A 17557-nucleotide genomic window follows, 5' to 3' on the forward strand; every position below is an offset into this window, starting at 1 on the left:
GGCCTGCCGAAGCGGGCGCAAGGTAGAACAAAGCGGCCCCTCAAACAACTGCCGTTTGCCTATATCCCCTCCAGCCGCAATGCGATGCCTTCGGCTTCGTAAAGTGCGGAAAGCCGCGCAAAACCGGCCATCGTGAAACCCGTCTCCGGCAGCGCCGCCCCCGCGCCGAGCGGCGCCGGGCCAAGCTCCGCGATCCGCTCCAGCGCATAAAGCGCGCCCACCGCGGTGAGGTGCGATTGTCCCAGGGGGGCGAGGATCGTCGCCCTGCGGTTTTTCTTCCGTCCTCCGGCCTCTCCCTCGACCTCAATGACGATCTCGTGCGGTGCGCCGGGCCCCGGCTTCGTCGCTGCGATGGCGCTCATGCCGGGCAGTTTCATCAGGAGGCCCCACAGGCCGAGCTCGATCAGCCGTTGCATCGTGCCCAAGGCGGTGCCCTTGTCGAGGCCGAGCCGGACGCCGGCCTCCCGCGCGCCATTGGCGAGCGCGAGCGTTGTTACATCGCCCATGTTCATCCGATAGACGGGCCGCAGCGCCCCGCTGGGAAAGCGCACCCGGCGCTCGTCGCTCAGTGGGCCAACGGCCTGCCACGCACCCCCGACCTTTGCGGTGAAGCCGCGCGCCATGCCTTCGCCCGCGCTGGCAGAGTCGGGTCCCATCTTGTCGCCCGTGTAATAGAGGATCGACATGTCGATACGCTGGACCTGTTCGAGCCCTTCCGAGAGGCGCCGTGCGACGATTGCCGGTCCGCCCGCCATCCAGTGCGACGTGAAGAGCGCCGGCGCGGCGGGGAGGAGAAGGGCAGCGGCCGCAAGGCCTCGCATCTGCGCCTCCTGGCCGCGGGTGATATCCATGTAGGGAATGCCTCGCCGTGCCGCCTCCCGAAGCAGGTGGTCGTCCGTTTCGTGGATGAAGCAGCCGACCGCATCGATTCCATCGAGTTCGCGCATCGGCTCCGGCTTCGTCACATCCATGATTGCCGCCGCCGCGAGCCCAAGCGAGGCGGCAAGTGCCGAAGCCTCCTTCTCGCGCCTCCCGCCGATCAGGATTTCCGTCTCCGGGTGGTGTTTCGCGAGAAGCGCCGCGACCTGCGCCCCGACGACACCATATCCGCCCGCAAGCAGGATGCGCTTTGTCATATCTGTCTCCTCCGTCAGGTTTCGATCTGGCAAATATTGGTCTATTGACCAATTTTGTCAATATCCCGTCGCGGGGTTATTCTCTGCCGCATGAAAAGCAATGTTGATCCAGCACCCGCTGCGCCGCCCACGGAGAAGGGAGCGAACCGCCGTGAAGAAATTCTCGACGCCGCATCCGCGCTTCTGCTGGAAGAGGGCTATGCGAGCTTTTCCGCGCGTGGCGTTGCCGCCCGGGCGGGATTGCGCTTGAGCCACGTCCAGTATTACTTCGCAAGCCCCGCCTCGATTCTCGCCGAACTGCTGGAGCGCTTCGTCAGGCGCTACGGCGACGAGATCATGATACGTTTCGGTTCGGCTGGCGGCTCCGGCGAAGAGCGTCTCTACCGCTCGCTCGACTTTCTTCTGAACGACGAAGCCTACCGGCGCGACTGTGGCATCTTCATGATCGAGGTCGCGGGTTTTGCCGCGCGCAACGAGGTGATTGCAGCAGCGCTTGCCCGCTATTACGAAATTTACTTCGAGCTTTTCTCCGGCATCGTGAAAACGCTCAATCCGTCTCTGTCACCCCGGGCGCGGGCGAGGCGCGCCCGGCAATGCGTGGCGCTCGTCGAGGGCATGTCGATGACACGCCCGCATATGGGCCCGAAGGGCGAAACGGATTTCAGCGCCCGCGAGGCAACGCGTGCGATCATGCGCCTCGTATCCGGCGAGTAAGGGCTAGAGGCGAAGCATCATTCGCAGCTCCATCGCCAAGCCATGCTTGCGGCAGGGAATGGGTGTCACCGTTTCCGCCATGGGCTCGAATCCCATTGCGGCGTAAAGCCCTACCGCTGGATTGTCCGACATCACGTCGAGATGTACGCGGGAGACGCCTCTCTCCCGTGCCCGTTCGACCTCACGCTCGATGAGTGCGCGCCCCGCCCCACGGCCTCGCGCTGTCTCCGGCACCGAAACGACGAGGATGTAAGTGCAATCCTCCGGTACATGCGGGTTCATGAAGCTCGCGATCTCAGCCCGTTCCGCCAGGGCGGCAATATCGCTCTCCGCGATACTCCCCTTTTTCGCAAGCTCTTGCGCGATCGGCCAGACGCCGTCTTTCAATCGGTAATGCTCGGAACCGTCATGTGAGATGAGAACGCCGAGAAAGGCTCCGTTCTCGAAAGCGAGCGTCGATTGTTCGTGGGAAAAGAAGTTCGCCGGCGCCTTCCACGCCGCGTCGATGAAAGTGTCATAAAGCGGCTGGTGGCTGAAGATGTAATTGTAGGACTTCGGTCCCGTTGCATGAACAAGCCCCGGGATATGAGTTGCATATGTTTCCGCCAGTTTCCGGTCCGCGCGGATGATCTCGATGCCCATCATTTTCTCCTGAATTGGTCTGATGACCAAAGACTGGCATGAAGGCAATTGGTAGTGCAATTTATTTTTGGTCTAGCGACCAAATAACAGAGGCGAAATCCTTTGGGTCAATGCCGATCGGACCACCCGCAGATCGGTGCCTGTCCGCTCAGCGTTCAGGCGGCGCCCTTGGCGTGCGAACCCGGGGAACAGGCGTTCCAGCGATTCCCTTGCGCCTTGGCCTCCGTTCCAATTTGGCATATAGGAGAGGGGCCCCGGAAAACCGCGCGGCCCGCTAAAGGGCCAGACCCGAGAGTTTCGAGTTCCATGTCGGAGCCTTTACGGCTTGCACCCTTCGATCTCTATATAGACCCGCTGCTCGCTTTTCAGGATGCGCGCCTGCGCGAGATGCTTGCCTATTGGGAGGGCAAGCGCGATGGCCGGGCTTTCCCGGCGCGCGCCGATGTGAGCCCCGCCGATATCGTCAGCCATTTGCCTTCCATATTCCTCGTGGATGCAGCGCCGCCCGCTCTCGGCCTCGCGGATTTTCGCGTCCGGCTCATGGGCACCGCGCTCAACGATCTCTTCGCCCGCGATTTCACGGGCCGCGCACTTGAAGGCGAAATGCAGGAAAAATCGGCCGCCGCCGTTGCAAAGCTCTTCGGCATCGTCTGCCAGCTCCGCCGTCCGCTCCGGCTGCATGGCGTGGCCGTTTTCGCCAAGGCGCAACCGCTCACGCCGGTCGAAGCTGTACTCATGCCGCTGACAACGGGCAGCGGCGCCGTCGATATGGTGATGGGCGAACTCGTGAAACGCGCCTCTGCCTGAGCCGTGCCGTTCGCCCGCCGGGAAGGTCTAGTGCGACGTCAGTTGCAGGAAGACGTCCTCAAGGTCGGATTCTTCCGTCGAGATGTCGCTGATATCCATCCCCTCCGCGCTCAGCGCCCCCAGAATATTCATGACGCCGGTTTCGGCCGGGTTGTACTGCACCGTGATCGAGCCGTCGGGGCGGAGTTCCGCTTTCATGCCGTCAAGCGCCGCCGGCAGCATCGTTGCGGGCGATGTGGGCCTGACGATCAGCTTCTTCTCGCTGATGCGTCCCAGCAGTTCATCTTTCGGCTCGCAGGCGACCACTTCACCCTTGTCGATAATGGCGATCGTGTCGCAGAGCGCTTCTGCTTCTTCAAGGTAATGTGTGGTCAGCACGATCGTCGTGCCGCGCGCATGCAAGCCTTTTACATAGTCCCAGAGCTGGCGGCGAAGCTCGATATCGACACCCGCCGTCGGCTCGTCGAGGATCAGCACCGGCGGATTGTGGACCATCGCCTTGGCGACGAGAAGCCGCCGCCTCATGCCGCCCGAAAGTGTGCGCGCATAGGCATCCGCCTTGTCGTCGAGACCCATGGCTTTCAGAATTTCCATGGTGCGCCGTTCCTTTTTCGGTACACCGTAAAGTCCCGCCTGCATCTCCATCACTTCGGCCGGCGTGAAGAAAGGGTCGATGTTGAGTTCCTGCGGCACCACGCCGATGGATGCGCGCGCCTGGCGCGGGTTGACGTCTATATCGAAACCCCAGATCGAGGCCGAGCCGGAGGTCTTGAGCACAAGCCCCGCGAGAATATTGATGAAAGTCGATTTGCCCGCGCCGTTCGGGCCGAGCAGGGCAAAGATGGAACCGCGGGGAATGGCCAGGTCGATCCCCTTCAGCGCTTCTTTCGCGGGCTGGTTGCCGCTTGCCTTGTAGACTTTCCGCAGGTTCCGCGCCTTGATGGCGAAATCCTGTGCCTTGTCACCGGCCGGTTCGCCCGGCACGCGGGAGACATAGGCATTTTCTTCTTCGGCAAGCGTATGGGCCATGAGCGGGCTCTTTATCGTTGAAGCGGGCGGATTTTTTGAAACCGGTCGCTAAAGCGGACGGGGTTCTTTCTCGAAGCGCGGGACGCGTTATAGTGGCGGCCCGCAAAGCGCGGGGGACGGCAATATAGAAGACCCCCCTTAGATAAGAAAGGCGAGGCGCGTGGCAAGCGGCAAGGCGCAAAAGAAGGAATCGGCGGGAAAAATGCCTGCGAAATCCGGGAAAAAAGAAGCGGCAAGCCGCGCTATCGGCGAGGGTGACCATCTCTTTCTGGTGGATGGCTCGGGATATATTTTTCGTGCCTATCATGCGTTGCCGCCACTGACGCGCAAGTCCGACGGCATGCCCGTCGGCGCCGTCGCGGGCTTCTGCAACATGCTCTACAAGCTCATCGAGGATACGAAGGACGAGTTCGAACCCACCCATCTTGCTGTCATTTTCGACGCAGGATCGAAGACCTTTCGCAACGACATCTATCCCGAATACAAGGCGAACCGCACCGAGCCGCCCGAAGACCTCGTACCGCAATTTTCGCTGGTGCGCGATGCGACCCGCGCTTTCAGTCTTCCCTGCATCGAAAAGCCGGGCTTCGAGGCCGACGACCTCATCGCCACCTATGCGCGCCTCGCGCATGAGGCGGGCGCGCGCGTCACCATCGTTTCCTCCGACAAGGATCTGATGCAGCTCGTGAATGATCGCGTCGACATGCTCGATACGATGAAGCTGAAGACGATTGCGCGCGAACAGGTTATCGAGAAATTCGGTGTGCCGCCGGAAAAGGTCGTGGATGTGCAGGCGCTCGCGGGAGACTCCACCGATAACGTCCCCGGCGTGCCCGGCATCGGTATCAAGACCGCCGCGCAGTTGATCGGCGAATATGGCGATCTCGAAACGCTGCTGTCACGCGCATCCGAGATCAAGCAGAACAAGCGGCGCGAAAATCTCATCGAATTTGCCGAACTCGCGCGCGTTTCGCGAAAACTCGTCGAACTCGACAAGAACGTTCCCGTTGAGGATGAACTGGATTCGATGGGTGTCTGCGATCCCGACCCCGAAACCCTGATCGGGTTTTTCAAGGACATGGAATTCACTACGCTGACACGCCGCGTCGGCGAACGCTTCAACATCGACGTGGATGCGATCCCCGCGACAGGTGCACACCCCTCGGCCGATCCTGATGAAGCGCCTGAAAAAGAAAAACAGGCCGTCTCCCGCACCGGACGCGGCGGGGTGCCGGGCGCGATCCCGAAGGGAATCGGCGCGGATTTCGAGAAGGCGAACTATGTCGCGGTGACGGCGCTTCCCGATCTTGAGGAATGGATTGCGCGCGCATACGAGCAAGGTTTCCTCGCGGTTGATACAGAAACCGACAGCCTCTTTCCCATGCGGGCGCGCCTTGTCGGCGTCTCCATGTCTCTGCTGCCGGGCGAGGCCTGCTATATTCCGCTCCAGCACGGCGCGGGCGGCGGCCTCGATTTCGCGGATGCCGAAGGTCAGCAGCAGATTCCTCTGGGCGATGCGCTGAAGGTATTGAAGCCTCTTCTTGAAGACCGTTCGATCCTCAAGATCGGCCAGAATCTGAAATTCGACATGATCGTCTTCCGCCAGCACGGGATTGAGCTGCGCGGGCTCGACGACACCATGCTCATGTCCTATGCGCTCGATGCGGGCGTGCACGGACACGGCATGGATGAACTTTCGGTGCTTCACCTTGGCCACAAGCCGATCCCCTTTTCTGAAGTCGCCGGCAAAGGCAAGGCGCAGATCACCTTCGATCAGGTGCCCGTCGATCGCGCCACCGCCTATGCGGCGGAAGATGCGGATGTGACGCTCCGCCTCTGGCACATTCTGAAGCCCCGCCTCGTCGCGGAACGCCGTGTCGGTGTCTACGAGATGCTTGAACGGCCGCTTGTGACGGTGCTTGCGGAAATGGAACGCGCGGGCGTGAAGGTCGACAAATCCGTGCTCGCGCGCCTCTCTTCCGGTTTTGCGCAGAAGATGGCGCAATACGAAGAAGAGATTTACGAGCTGGCGGGTGAACGCTTCAACATCGGTTCGCCGAAGCAGCTCGGCGAAATTCTCTTCGACAAGCAGGGCCTTGAAGGCGGGCGCAAGACCAAGACCGGCGCGTGGTCGACCGATGCGGACACGCTCGACATGCTCGCCGCGCAGGGCCATGAACTGCCGCAGCGCGTGCTTGACTGGCGTGGCCTGTCGAAACTGAAAAGCACTTACACGGACGCTCTTCCCGAATACATCAACCCGGAGACGGGCCGCGTCCACACCTCCTATTCGCTTGCTGCGACCTCGACCGGCCGCCTCGCATCCACCGAGCCGAACCTGCAGAACATTCCCGTGCGCACGGAGGATGGACGCAAGATCCGCTCGGCCTTCATCGCGGAGAAAGGCAATCTTCTCCTCTCTGCCGACTACTCGCAGATCGAACTGCGCCTGCTTGCCCATATCGCCGACATCGAAGCACTGAAAAAGGCCTTTGCGGAAGGCCTCGACATTCACGCGATGACGGCGTCGGAAATGTTCTCGACCCCCATCGAAGGCATGGACCCGGCGGTTCGCCGCCGCGCCAAGGCGATCAACTTCGGCATCATCTACGGCATTTCAGCCTTCGGTCTTGCCAACCAGCTCGGCATTTCGCGCGGCGAGGCAGGCGAGTATATCGAACGCTACTTCAAGCGCTTCCCCGGCATCCGCGCCTATATGGATGCGACCAAGGAGTTCGCGCACAAGAACGGTTACGTCGAAACGATCTTCGGGCGGCGCATTCATCTGCCTGCGATCAATTCGAAGAACCCGTCGGAAAAAAGCTTCATGGAACGCGCGGCCATCAATGCCCCGATCCAGGGTTCGGCGGCGGATATCATTCGCCGCGCCATGATCCGCATGCCGCGCGCGCTGTCCGATGCGAAACTTTCCGCCCGCATGCTGCTTCAGGTACATGACGAACTGATTTTCGAAGTGCCGGAAGATGAGGCCGGGAAAAGCTGCGAGACCGTCTCGGGCGTCATGTCATCTGCCGCATCTCCCGCACTGGAGCTTTCCGTACCGCTCGATGTCGATGCCCGCGCCGCGAAAAACTGGGATGAGGCGCATTAGTTAACGCCGCTGCGCTCTGCCACCGGCATTGCGCCCTTGGAGGCCACTGCCCATATGAAGGGAACGGAACACGGCATGAGCCGTTCTTTCCCCACAACCTGGAGGTATATGCCTTGTCCAGCACCGGAAAAGACAAACAGGCCGATAACAAGAACCGCGTGACGGAGGCCGAGAAGGAATCCTTCCCCGCCAGCGATCCGCCGGGCTGGACGAGTGGCGAAGCCTCGCCGGAGGCCGACGCAGAGCGCGCCGAGCGCAAGGCCGAAGAGGCCGAGAAAAAGCGCGAACATGAAGAGGAATGCGTCGACGAAACCCTCGACGAAAGTTTCCCTGCTTCTGATCCGCCTTCATGGACCGGCTCTCATGCCGGAGATGGTCATGAAAAGGGCGACACGAAGAAGAAGTAACGCTGCCGACCTCGAAGAACATGAGGCCCGGAGGTCAGAAAACCTTCCGGGCCTTGTTCCTTTCGGCCGGGTCTCGTCGTCAGGCCGCAAGCGTCAGATTGATCCGGTTGCGAGGCCGCTTCGCCGCATAGAGTTCGCCCATCCGCTCTGCATGACGCACCAGATTTTCATGGCTGAGTGCCGCCGCCTTCAGCGGGCTTTCGAGGTCCGGGCCGATAATGCTGATCAGCGCGGCATAGACCGTCACATCGGCAAGCCTCGCTTCCTCGCCAAAGAAGAAGCGCCTCTCGCCAAGCAGCGCGGAAAGCGCGGCGAGATCGCGCGCGCCAAGGTCGTAAATCTCTTCCCGGTTATGCCGCCCCGTCCCTTGCGCGTGAAGCGCGGCCTTCACGGCCTTTCGTGCGCTGCCCGGCACAATGCGGGATAGCGGAAAGGGGAGCCCCTGAAAGAGCGCCTTTTTCACCGTCGGCCAATTGGCCTCGTCGATCCAGCGGCTATAGGCGATGGTCCAGGAGAGCCGTTCCTCCACCATCCGTTCGATGCTGTGGGACATCGCCCTCTCCGCATCGTCGAGGCCCCGGTCGAGATCGACACCCAGCTTCTCCTTCAACCGGTAGAGAATGAGCGCCGAATCCGCGATCCGCTCACCCTCGATTTCGATGAAGGGCACCTTGCCCTTCGGTCCCTTTGACGGGTCCATCTCGTACCAGAGCTGATGCGGCACCCCGGCAAGGCGCAGCGCCGTCTCGAGTTTCACGCAGAACAGGCTCGGATTGGGCGTGCCCTTCAGGCGCGCAGGGAAGACGTAGAGGCGGATCATGGCTTGTCTCCGTTGTTGATCGTTTTCCCTTATACTGACATGCTACTGACAACGTGCCGTCAGCAGTGTTGTGGCATGGTCCGCTCGCCTGAGGGAGAAGCCGCAATGCGCCGTGCAAACCGCCTGTTCGATATCGTCGAATATCTCCGCCGCGCGAAGCGTGTGGTCACCGCGCAGGAGCTTGCCGCCGAGATGGAAGTCTCCGTCCGCACCATCTATCGCGATATTGCCGATCTTCAGGCGAGCCGTGTGCCGGTCGAGGGAGAAGCGGGCCTCGGCTATATGATGCGCTCGGGCTACGAGCTGCCGCCTCTCATGTTCACGGAAGACGAGATCGAGGCGCTGGTCTTCGGCGCGCGCATGGTACGTGCCTGGGGCGATGCGGCCTTCACCGGCGCGGCGGACGCCGCCGTCGCGAAGATCCGCGCCGTCCTCCCCGACCGTCTGGAGCGCATTGCCGGCACGACGCGCCTTACCGTCGCGCCTCATCGCACCAATCCGCAGGACGGCTATAGCAGGCATCTGACGCCCGTCCGCCGGGCGATCCGCGAACGGCGCATCCTCGACGTCGATTACGAGGCATTGTCGGGCGAGCGCACGCACCGGGAACTGCGTCCCCTCGGCCTCGCCTTCTTCGGCCCCTTCTGGATGCTCGCCGCATGGTGCGAGATGCGCGGCGATTTCCGCACCTTCCGCATCGAGCGCATCCGCTCCCTGAAAGTCACGGATAAAACCTTCAGGGATGAGAAGGGCAAGACGATGGAGGATTTCGTCGCCCGCCCCGGCGAGGCGGGCTATGCCCGTCCGCATGACGCGCCCGCCGTCGCGGCTGGTTAGCGTCCCCGAATGAAAAAAGCCCCGGCGTTTCCGCCGGGGCTCTTCCTGTTCTCGTAAGGCGTTCGCTTGTTGGCGGCCTTATTCCGCAGCTTGGGCCAGGGCGGGCGCGGCAGCGCGCACATCCGGGTCCACATGGGCTTCGAACTTCGCGAAGTTGTCGATGAACATCTTCACGAGCTTCTGCGCCTGCGCGTCATAGGCGGCCTTGTCGGCCCAGGTGTCGCGGGGCGACAGGATTGAGTTGTCGACGCCCGGCACGTCCACCGGAACTTCGAAGCCGAAATTCGGATCGGTGCGGAACTCGACATTGTTGAGCGAGCCGTCGAGCGCGGCGGCGAGCAGCGCGCGCGTCGCCTTGATCGGCATGCGGTTGCCCGTGCCGTAGACGCCGCCCGTCCAGCCCGTATTGACGAGCCAGCAAGATACCTTGTGCTCGGCGATGAGGTCGCGCAGCAGGTTGCCGTATTCGGTCGGGTGGCGCGACATGAAGGGAGCACCGAAGCAGGTCGAGAAGGTCGCTTCCGGCTCCGTCACACCCTTTTCCGTGCCCGCGACCTTCGCGGTATAGCCGGAAAGGAAGTGATACATCGCCTGGCTCGGCGTGAGGCGCGCGACGGGCGGCAGCACGGAGAAGGCGTCCGCCGTCAGCATGATGATGTTCTTCGGATGCGGCGCACGGCCCGTCGCGCTTGCATTGGGAATGAACGAGAGCGGATAGGCGCCGCGCGAATTTTCGGCGAGCGCCGCGCTGTCGAGGTCGAGCTGGCGCGTCTTCTCGTCCATCACCACGTTTTCGAGCACGGTGCCGAAGCGCTGCGTCGTCGCGTAGATTTCAGGCTCGGCTTCGGCCGAGAGCTTGATCATCTTCGCATAGCAGCCGCCTTCGAAATTGAAGACGCCGTTTTCCGACCAGCCATGCTCGTCGTCGCCGATCAGCGTGCGCGTGGCGACAGCCGAAAGCGTCGTCTTGCCGGTGCCCGAAAGGCCAAAGAAGATCGCCGTGTCGCCTGCATCGCCCACATTCGCCGAGCAATGCATCGGCATGACGCGCTTGGGCGGCAGGTCGTAGTTGAGCATCGAGAAGACGGACTTCTTGATTTCACCGGCATAGGACGTGCCGGCAATGAGCACGATGCGCTTTGCGAAGTTGCAGGCGATGACGGTGCCGGAGCGCACGCCGTATTTCTCGGGCTCGGCTTCGAAGCTCGGCAGGTCGATGATCGTGAACTGCGGGTTGAAGTCGGCGAGTTCTTCGCTCTTCGGTTCGATGAGGAGGTTCTGGATGAAGAGAGAGTGCCAGGCGTATTCCGTGTAGACGCGGGTCGCGAGGCGATGGGTCTGGTCGGCGCCGCCGAAGAGGTCCTGGATGAAGAGTTCCTTGCCCTCGGCGTGTTTCAGCATGTCGGCATGGAGGAGATCGAAGGCTTCCGGCGTCATCGACTTGTTGTTGTCCCACCAGACGGTCTTTTCGGTGGAGGCGTCGCGAACGATGAACTTGTCTTTTGCGGAGCGTCCGGTGTGGACGCCGGTCTTCACCACGAAGGGCCCGTTGGCGGCGATTTCGCCTTCGCCGCGGCGGATGCCTTCTTCGTAGAGCGCTGCCGGACGATAATTCCAGTGCGCCGCTGCGAGATTCTTGAAGCCGCTTTGCTCGGCGCCATGTTTGCTGATGTAGGGCCCGGTCTGTTTCACGCTTCTCTCCTCGTGGTGCTTGTTGGCCCGCCCGGGCCTTTCATCCAGTTATGTCGCCGCCATGCCGCCTCTCCCGCAGCCGGGGCAGAACTCTATCATGGCCGCGTCTCACCCGCAGGATCGCGCTGGCCGGCGGCGAATTTCCGCCTGAACGAAGCAAAAGCGGGGCCGCGCCCAATCTGGACGGGCCTGCGCGGGTGCCTCGGAAAATCGGCGTCAACATAGTTCCCGGCCATGACCGGTGCAACCGCTTTGCGATCAGCTTGCAACCGGTGCGGCGATGCGCCTCTCCGCAGGCGCGCGGGGCCATGCCTCTCTCGCATGGGAGAAGGGCCGGTTTCCCCCTCCCGATGAGGGGGAGCGCCGGTAGACCGCGCTGTGCGCCTTGCCCGCGCACGCTGCTCCTCCGGGCGGATTCCCGGCCCGGCCGCATGGTTAACCATGCGTCTGGCGGGCGTCACGCCGAAGCTGCGGCGCCTTATTCCGCGCCGTCCTCCTCATTCCCGTCTTCTTCATTCATGGCCTGCATCAGCCGCACGTAAAACGCGACCGCCTCGCCCATATTGGCCACTGAGACGCGCTCATTGGTGCCGTGGAACCGCGCAACGTCGCCCGGCCCCATGCGGATGGGGATGAAACGGAACACATTGTCGGTGATCGGCAGGAAATGGCGTGAGTCCGTGCCGCCAACGACGAGATAGGGCGCGGAAATGACCCCGGGAAAGCTTTCCCCGATCACGCGGGTAAGGAGCCGGTAGCCGTCCCCCTCGATATTGGACACGCTGGAGGCCTCGCGAATGCCGTCGAGCGGCTCAACGGTGATCTCGGGATCGTCGATCGCTTCGCGCACATGCGCGATCACATCTTCGGAGGTGTCGCGCGGATGAATGCGGAAATTGACGACCGCCCGCGCCTCCGGCGGCAGCACGTTCTCCTTGTTGCCGCCCTCGATGATCGTCGGTGCAATCGTCGTGTGAAGCTGCGCCGCGCTGGACGGGCTCTTCTCCATCACACCGCGCACCACCGGCTCGAAGAGCCAGAGATTGGCATAGACCATGCGCTGCATGAACGGCACGGCGGGTGCGAGGCTTTCGATCATGCCGCGTGTCGCGCCATCCACCCTTGCCTCGAACGGATCGTCGCCAATCCGCTCCAGCGCGCGGGCAAGCCGTCCGATGGCTGTCTGCGCGGCGGGCGAGGGCATGGAGGAATGCCCGCCTTTGGAATAGGCGACGATATCGAGCGACACCGATCCCTTCTCGGCCACGCCGATCATCGCCACGGGCGCGTTCACGCCGGGCAGCAGCCCCTCGCCGAGGACGCCGCCTTCATCCGCCACCCAGGCGAGCTTGGTGCCGCGTTCCTGCAACAGGGCGGAAAGCGCCTTGTTGCCTTCGCCGCCGCCTATTTCCTCGTCATGACCGAAGGCGAACATGATGGTGCGCGTCGGCTGGAAGCCTTGCGCGGCGAGCATGTTGGCGGCTTCCACGATGGCCACCAGCGAGCCCTTGTCGTCGATGGTGCCGCGGCCCCAGACATAGCCATCCGCGATCACGCCGCCGAAGGGCGGCTGCTCCCACTTCCCCTCCGTGCCCGGAGCGATGGGCACGACATCGATATGCGACATGAGAAGAACGGGGTCGAGAGAGCTGTCCGTTCCCTGCCACGTATAGAAGAGGGTCGCCCCGCCGATGATCTCGCGTGACGTCGCCTCCCGGAAGGCGGGATAGGTTGCGTCCATCCAGTTGCGGAAGCCCTCGAAGGCCTTTGCCGAGCGCGCAAGGTCCGCCTCGTCCGCGCCGCGCTGATAGGAGATCGTCTCGAAGCGCACCGCTTCGGCGAGACGCTGCGCCGCGCCCTCGGCGTCGATGCTGTCGGCTGCGCCCGCGCCTTCAAGTTCCAGGACCGGCACCGTCAGGGTCCGCCCGATCACCACGGCAACAAGGACAAGGAGCACAGCCCCCACCCCGATCAGAATGCGCTTCAGCATGACTGGTCCCCCCGCTTCATGTTTGCCTCTTGGCATTTCATTCGGCTTCTCTCTTGGCTTTCCCGGGCGGTCCTGTCAAACCCCCGGGCTTCGGGAGCAGGCTGTGTTGCCGGCGGATTATGTTGTCTACCCGTGGCGCCGCCCTTCCCAACCCCTTATACTGCCGCCACATTTTGGGCCAAAAGCGACCCTAAGCCTCGATGCCGTGCTGGGCGGCAGTCTGTGAGCGGGGTATGTCATGCAAGAGGTCCGGAGCGACGAAGATCAGAAGGGCCAAGCTGGCCAGAAGGAACAGGGGCCTATGCCGACCATTGCGCTGGTCGACGACGACCGCAATATTCTGGCCTCGGTGAGCATCGCGCTCGAATCCGAGGGCTATCACGTACAGACATATACGGATGGCGCGGCCGCGCTTGCGGGGCTTGCCGCCAATCCGCCGGATGTCGCGGTTTTCGACATCAAGATGCCGCGTATGGATGGCATGGAGCTGCTTCGCCGCCTCCGCCAGAAGTCCGACCTGCCGGTCATCTTCCTTACCTCCAAGGATGACGAGATCGACGAGCTTTTCGGTCTCAAGATGGGTGCGGACGACTACATCCGTAAGCCTTTCTCGCAGCGCCTGCTCGTCGAGCGTGTGAAGGCGGTGCTCCGCCGTGCCGCCCCGCGTGTCGAGGGGGCCGCCGCCGAAAGCGCGGCAAACCAGGTGATGGAGCGAGGCAAGCTCGTCCTCGATCCCGAGCGCCACACCTGCACATGGGACGACAGGCAGGTTGTCCTCACCGTCACCGAATTCCTGATCCTTCAGGCGCTCGCCCAGCGGCCCGGCTATGTGAAAAGCCGCGACTCGCTGATGGATGCCGCCTATGACGATCAGGTCTATGTCGACGACCGCACCATCGACAGCCACATCAAGCGGCTGCGCAAGAAGTTCAAGGAAGTCGATGACAGTTTCGATGCGATCGAGACACTTTACGGCGTCGGTTACAGGTATCGCGACGCCTGATCCGCGCCGCCGTTCCCCGACCTTGAGGAGTGATCCTGGCGCGAGCCGGTAGGAAAAGCATGGCGAGCCTCACCGAGGAGGAAATCCGCGACCGGGCGGCCGATGCATCCGCGCCTTCGCGCGGGGCGTCCGGCACGCCGGGTCTTGCCCGGCGCCTGCTCGGCTCTCTGTCCCGTCTCCTTGCGAATTTCCGCGGCTTTCTCGCGCGCGGCCGCTTCTCCAGTCTCACGCGCCGCATCGTCGCCTTCAACGTGGCCGCGCTCTTCGTACTGCTCTCCGGTATCCTCTACCTCAACCAGTTCCGCGAAGGCCTGATCGACGCGCGCCGCCAGAGCTTGCTCGTGCAGGCCGAAATCATTGCCAATGCCATCGGTCAGGGCGCGACCGCGGCCCCCGGCGCCACGGTGATCGACCCGCTTGCCGCGGGGCATATCCTCGCGCCGCCCCCGGGCGATTCCTCCGATGCCATGATCCAGGAAGACGTACCGATCAATCCCGAGACCGCCGCGCCGATCCTGCGCCGCCTTGTCCTGCCGACACGCACCCGCGCGAGGCTTTATGGCAAGGAAGGCTGGCTTGTTCTCGACTCGCGCCAGTTGAGCGCATCGGGCCAGATCGTCGCCTTCGAATTGCCGCCGCCCGAAGGCGCGGACGAAGGCAGCTTCATCGACCGTTTCCTGCAATGGGGTCGCGGCCTGCTGCCAGGGCGCAACCTCGAACGCTTCCGCGAGGCGGGCAGCCAGAACGGCACCATGTATGACGAAGTGGCCGCCGCCCTCTCGGGCATGGCCTCGAGCAAGGAGCGCGTCAATGATCGCGGCGAACTCATTGTCTCCGTTGCCGTGCCGATCCAGCGTTATCGTGCGGTGCTTGGCGTGCTCATGCTCTCGACGCGCGGCGGCGACATCGACCGCATTGTCCGCGCCGAACGCATTGCCATCCTGCAGGTCTTTCTGGTCGCGCTCGGCGTGACGATCCTTCTCTCCGTTCTTCTCGCAGGCACCATCGCAGAGCCCGTGCGCCGTCTTGCGCAGGCCGCCGAAACGGTCAGGCGCGGCAAGAATGCGCGCGCCCAGATACCTGATTTCACCGGGCGGCGCGACGAGATCGGCGATCTCTCGGGTGCGATCCGCGACATGACGAATGCGCTCTACAACCGCATCGACGCGATCGAGAGTTTCGCCGCCGATGTCGCCCATGAAATCAAGAACCCGCTTACCTCGCTGCGCAGCGCCATCGAAACCTTCCGCCTTGCAAAGGATGAAAAGCAGAAGGACCGCCTCATGGAAATCATTCAGGACGATGTGCGCCGCATCGACCGCCTGATTTCCGACATCTCCAATGCCTCGCGCCTCGATGCCGAGCTGTCGCGCAGCGAGCTTGAAGATGTGAATGTCGCAACGCTGCTGGAAACCGTCTGCGATCTTTTCAACGAGACCGGCGTTGCCGGGTCCGCCCGCGTGAAACTCGACATCGATCCCGGCGCCCCCGGCCGCGAAGGCATGGTGGTCAAGGGCTTCGACAACAGGCTCGGTCAGGTCGTGCGCAATCTCATCGACAATGCGCTCTCCTTCAGCCCGAAGGGCGGCACCGTGCATGTCACCGCCGCGCGCGCGCCAGGCCTCATCATCATTCGGATCGACGACGAGGGCCCCGGTATCGAACCGGAGAATTTCGAGCGCATCTTCGACCGTTTCCACACCGACCGGCCCGACAGTTTCGGCGAGCATTCGGGTCTCGGCCTCGCCATTTCGCGCCAGATCATCGAGGCGCATGGTGGCATCATCCGCGCGGACAACCGCATGAAGGATGGCAAGGTCATGGGTGCGCGCTTCACCGTCGAACTTCCCGAAGCGGTCTGAGAGGGGCGTCATGGCCGAGCCCCTTTACATGCATGGCACCTGCGTCTCCAGCGGCGCGCGCGCGGTCTTGCTGCGCGGCCCCTCCGGTGCGGGCAAGTCCGATCTCGCCTTCCGCCTCATCCGCGAAGACCCGACCGGCGAAACGCGCCTCGTCGCCGACGATCAGGTGGCGCTGCATCTTGAAGGGCAGGGCGATGGGCAGGGAATCATCGCCCGCGCCCCCGCCGTGCTGGCCGGTCTGCTGGAGCTTCGCGGTCTCGGCCTCCTTACCGTGCCGTGTGCGCCCGAAGCGCCGCTCTCCCTCATCGTCGATCTCGTCGCCCGCGCAGACGTGCCGCGTCTCCCCGAGGCCCGTTACGAGGAGATACTGGGCTATCGCCTTCCCGTCCTCGCGCTTCATGCCTTTGACGGCACTGCCCCGGCCAAGCTCCGTCTCGCTCTCGAAACGCTCCCCGATAGCGGTTTCCCGGGCCCCGACGGCCGCCTTGGCGGCCGTTAGAACAACAGAAGGCCGCCTTGGCGGCCGTTTTGAACAACGGAGAAGGCCGTTTCGGCCCCCGCATCTGACCTCGCTGCCTCGATATTGTGCGTTTGCCCGCCAGAAGTGCCGATTGTTGCATCGCAACACTTGTCATATGCGCGCGATTGGGGTCACGATACGCCCCTTCGCGGGGGCGAAAGCGGTGAGGCGCGGCCGGGTTGGCGCGCTCCCGTCAAAATGCGGCATTGAGGGCTGTTGATGATCGGTTTGGTACTCGTAACGCATGGCCAGTTGGCTGGGCAGTTCGTCGCGGCGATGGAGCATGTCGTCGGCCCGCAGGCCCAGGTCGCTTCGATCAGCATCGGCCCCGACGACGACATGGAGCAGCGCCGCAAGGATATCCTGAAGGCGGTCGCCGCCGCCGATAGCGGCGATGGCGTCATCCTCCTGACCGACATGTTCGGCGGCACGCCCTCCAACCTCGCCATCTCCGTCATGGACAAGGCCAAGGTCGAGGTGATTGCGGGCGTGAACCTGCCCATGCTGATCAAGCTCGCCTCCGTCCGCGAAAATGCGAGTCTCGGCGATGCCGTCGATCAGGCGCAGGAATCGGGCCGCAAATACATCTCCATCGCGAGCCGCGTGCTTGCCGGCGACGGGGCCTGACACATGGGCGCTGCCGAGGAAAAGCCCGGCGACGCCCCCGGCGATGACAATGCGGCAAGTCATGTCCGCGAAGTCGAGATCGTGAACACAAGAGGCCTGCATGCGCGGGCTTCCGCCAAATTCGTCCAGACCGCCGAGAAGTTCGATGCCCGCATCTCCGTCTCCCGCGATGGGCAGAGCGTCCCCGGCACCTCCATCATGGGCCTCATGATGCTGGCCGCCGCGCCCGGCTGCTGTATCCGCATCGAAACGCAAGGCCCGGAGGCTGAAGCCGCCCTCGAAGCCCTCACCGCCCTCGTGGCCGACGGCTTTGGCGAGCGCGACTAGATCGCCCCGTAAAGCCGGAAAAACATATAAAC

General features: G+C 63.1%; 16 protein-coding genes. 10 read left to right on the forward strand and 6 right to left on the reverse strand.

Annotated features, from left to right (window positions below; all coding sequences use genetic code 11):
• Positions 1–59 precede the first annotated feature (59 nt).
• Positions 60–1136 (reverse strand): hypothetical protein, encoded by a 1077-nt coding sequence (locus ABJO61_RS13265; RefSeq protein ID WP_348328686.1) that lies wholly within the window; start codon positions 1134–1136, stop codon positions 60–62.
• A gap of 90 nt (positions 1137–1226) precedes the next feature.
• Here ABJO61_RS13265 and ABJO61_RS13270 point away from each other — a divergent pair, with 90 nt between their 5' ends.
• Entirely contained in the window at positions 1227–1850 is a 624-nt protein-coding gene (locus ABJO61_RS13270; protein ID WP_348328683.1) for a TetR/AcrR family transcriptional regulator, read from the forward strand.
• Between the two features lie 3 nt (positions 1851–1853).
• On the opposite strand, the gene ABJO61_RS13275 is transcribed toward ABJO61_RS13270, so the two are convergent.
• The gene (locus ABJO61_RS13275; protein WP_348348371.1) at positions 1854–2492 is read right to left on the reverse strand and encodes a GNAT family N-acetyltransferase; all 639 of its coding nucleotides are present in this window, start codon (positions 2490–2492) and stop codon (positions 1854–1856) included.
• 306 nt (positions 2493–2798) lie between these two features.
• Between ABJO61_RS13275 and ABJO61_RS13280 the strand changes: the two genes are divergently transcribed.
• Positions 2799–3299 carry a PAS domain-containing protein gene (locus ABJO61_RS13280; RefSeq protein ID WP_348328677.1) on the forward strand — a complete coding sequence of 167 codons (501 nt, stop codon included), beginning with the start codon at positions 2799–2801 and terminating at the stop codon, positions 3297–3299.
• A gap of 27 nt (positions 3300–3326) precedes the next feature.
• On the opposite strand, the gene ABJO61_RS13285 is transcribed toward ABJO61_RS13280, so the two are convergent.
• Positions 3327–4328 carry an ABC transporter ATP-binding protein gene (locus ABJO61_RS13285; RefSeq protein WP_348328674.1) on the reverse strand — a complete coding sequence of 334 codons (1002 nt, stop codon included), beginning with the start codon at positions 4326–4328 and terminating at the stop codon, positions 3327–3329.
• Between the two features lie 202 nt (positions 4329–4530).
• Here ABJO61_RS13285 and polA point away from each other — a divergent pair, with 202 nt between their 5' ends.
• Both polA and ABJO61_RS13295 read left to right on the forward strand, forming a co-directional pair.
• Positions 4531–7440, forward strand: a complete 2910-nt coding sequence (gene polA / locus ABJO61_RS13290; protein WP_348330580.1) for a DNA polymerase I — start codon at positions 4531–4533, stop codon at positions 7438–7440.
• Positions 7441–7553: 113 nt separating this feature from the next.
• Positions 7554–7847, forward strand: coding sequence for a hypothetical protein (locus ABJO61_RS13295; RefSeq protein ID WP_348328671.1), 294 nt, complete (start codon positions 7554–7556; stop codon positions 7845–7847).
• 79 nt (positions 7848–7926) lie between these two features.
• On the opposite strand, the gene ABJO61_RS13300 is transcribed toward ABJO61_RS13295, so the two are convergent.
• Entirely contained in the window at positions 7927–8667 is a 741-nt protein-coding gene (locus ABJO61_RS13300; protein ID WP_348328668.1) for a glutathione S-transferase family protein, read from the reverse strand.
• A gap of 105 nt (positions 8668–8772) precedes the next feature.
• Between ABJO61_RS13300 and ABJO61_RS13305 the strand changes: the two genes are divergently transcribed.
• On the forward strand, positions 8773–9504 hold the full coding sequence (locus ABJO61_RS13305) for a YafY family protein (protein WP_348328665.1): 732 nt from the start codon (positions 8773–8775) through the stop codon (positions 9502–9504).
• Positions 9505–9582: 78 nt separating this feature from the next.
• Here the strand turns inward: ABJO61_RS13305 and ABJO61_RS13310 are convergent, their stop codons facing one another.
• Both ABJO61_RS13310 and ABJO61_RS13315 read right to left on the reverse strand, forming a co-directional pair.
• On the reverse strand, positions 9583–11196 hold the full coding sequence (locus ABJO61_RS13310; RefSeq protein WP_348328662.1) for a phosphoenolpyruvate carboxykinase: 1614 nt from the start codon (positions 11194–11196) through the stop codon (positions 9583–9585).
• Between the two features lie 478 nt (positions 11197–11674).
• Entirely contained in the window at positions 11675–13186 is a 1512-nt protein-coding gene (locus ABJO61_RS13315) for a M20 family peptidase (protein WP_348328659.1), read from the reverse strand.
• A 301-nt stretch (positions 13187–13487) separates the two neighbouring features.
• Between ABJO61_RS13315 and ABJO61_RS13320 the strand changes: the two genes are divergently transcribed.
• From ABJO61_RS13320 to ABJO61_RS13340, 5 genes are all read left to right on the forward strand, one after another.
• Positions 13488–14189, forward strand: coding sequence for a response regulator transcription factor (locus ABJO61_RS13320; protein ID WP_348328962.1), 702 nt, complete (start codon positions 13488–13490; stop codon positions 14187–14189).
• Positions 14190–14248: 59 nt separating this feature from the next.
• Positions 14249–16051 (forward strand): sensor histidine kinase, encoded by a 1803-nt coding sequence (locus ABJO61_RS13325; protein ID WP_348328656.1) that lies wholly within the window; start codon positions 14249–14251, stop codon positions 16049–16051.
• Between the two features lie 10 nt (positions 16052–16061).
• Positions 16062–16550 (forward strand): aldolase, encoded by a 489-nt coding sequence (locus ABJO61_RS13330; protein ID WP_348328653.1) that lies wholly within the window; start codon positions 16062–16064, stop codon positions 16548–16550.
• 240 nt (positions 16551–16790) lie between these two features.
• Positions 16791–17198, forward strand: a complete 408-nt coding sequence (locus tag ABJO61_RS13335; protein ID WP_348328650.1) for a PTS sugar transporter subunit IIA — start codon at positions 16791–16793, stop codon at positions 17196–17198.
• A gap of 3 nt (positions 17199–17201) precedes the next feature.
• Positions 17202–17525 carry an HPr family phosphocarrier protein gene (locus ABJO61_RS13340; protein ID WP_348328647.1) on the forward strand — a complete coding sequence of 108 codons (324 nt, stop codon included), beginning with the start codon at positions 17202–17204 and terminating at the stop codon, positions 17523–17525.
• Positions 17526–17557 lie beyond the last annotated feature (32 nt).

The sequence above is a fragment of the Parvibaculum sp. genome (assembly GCF_039973015.1).
Taxonomy (GTDB): Bacteria; Pseudomonadota; Alphaproteobacteria; order Parvibaculales; family Parvibaculaceae; genus Parvibaculum.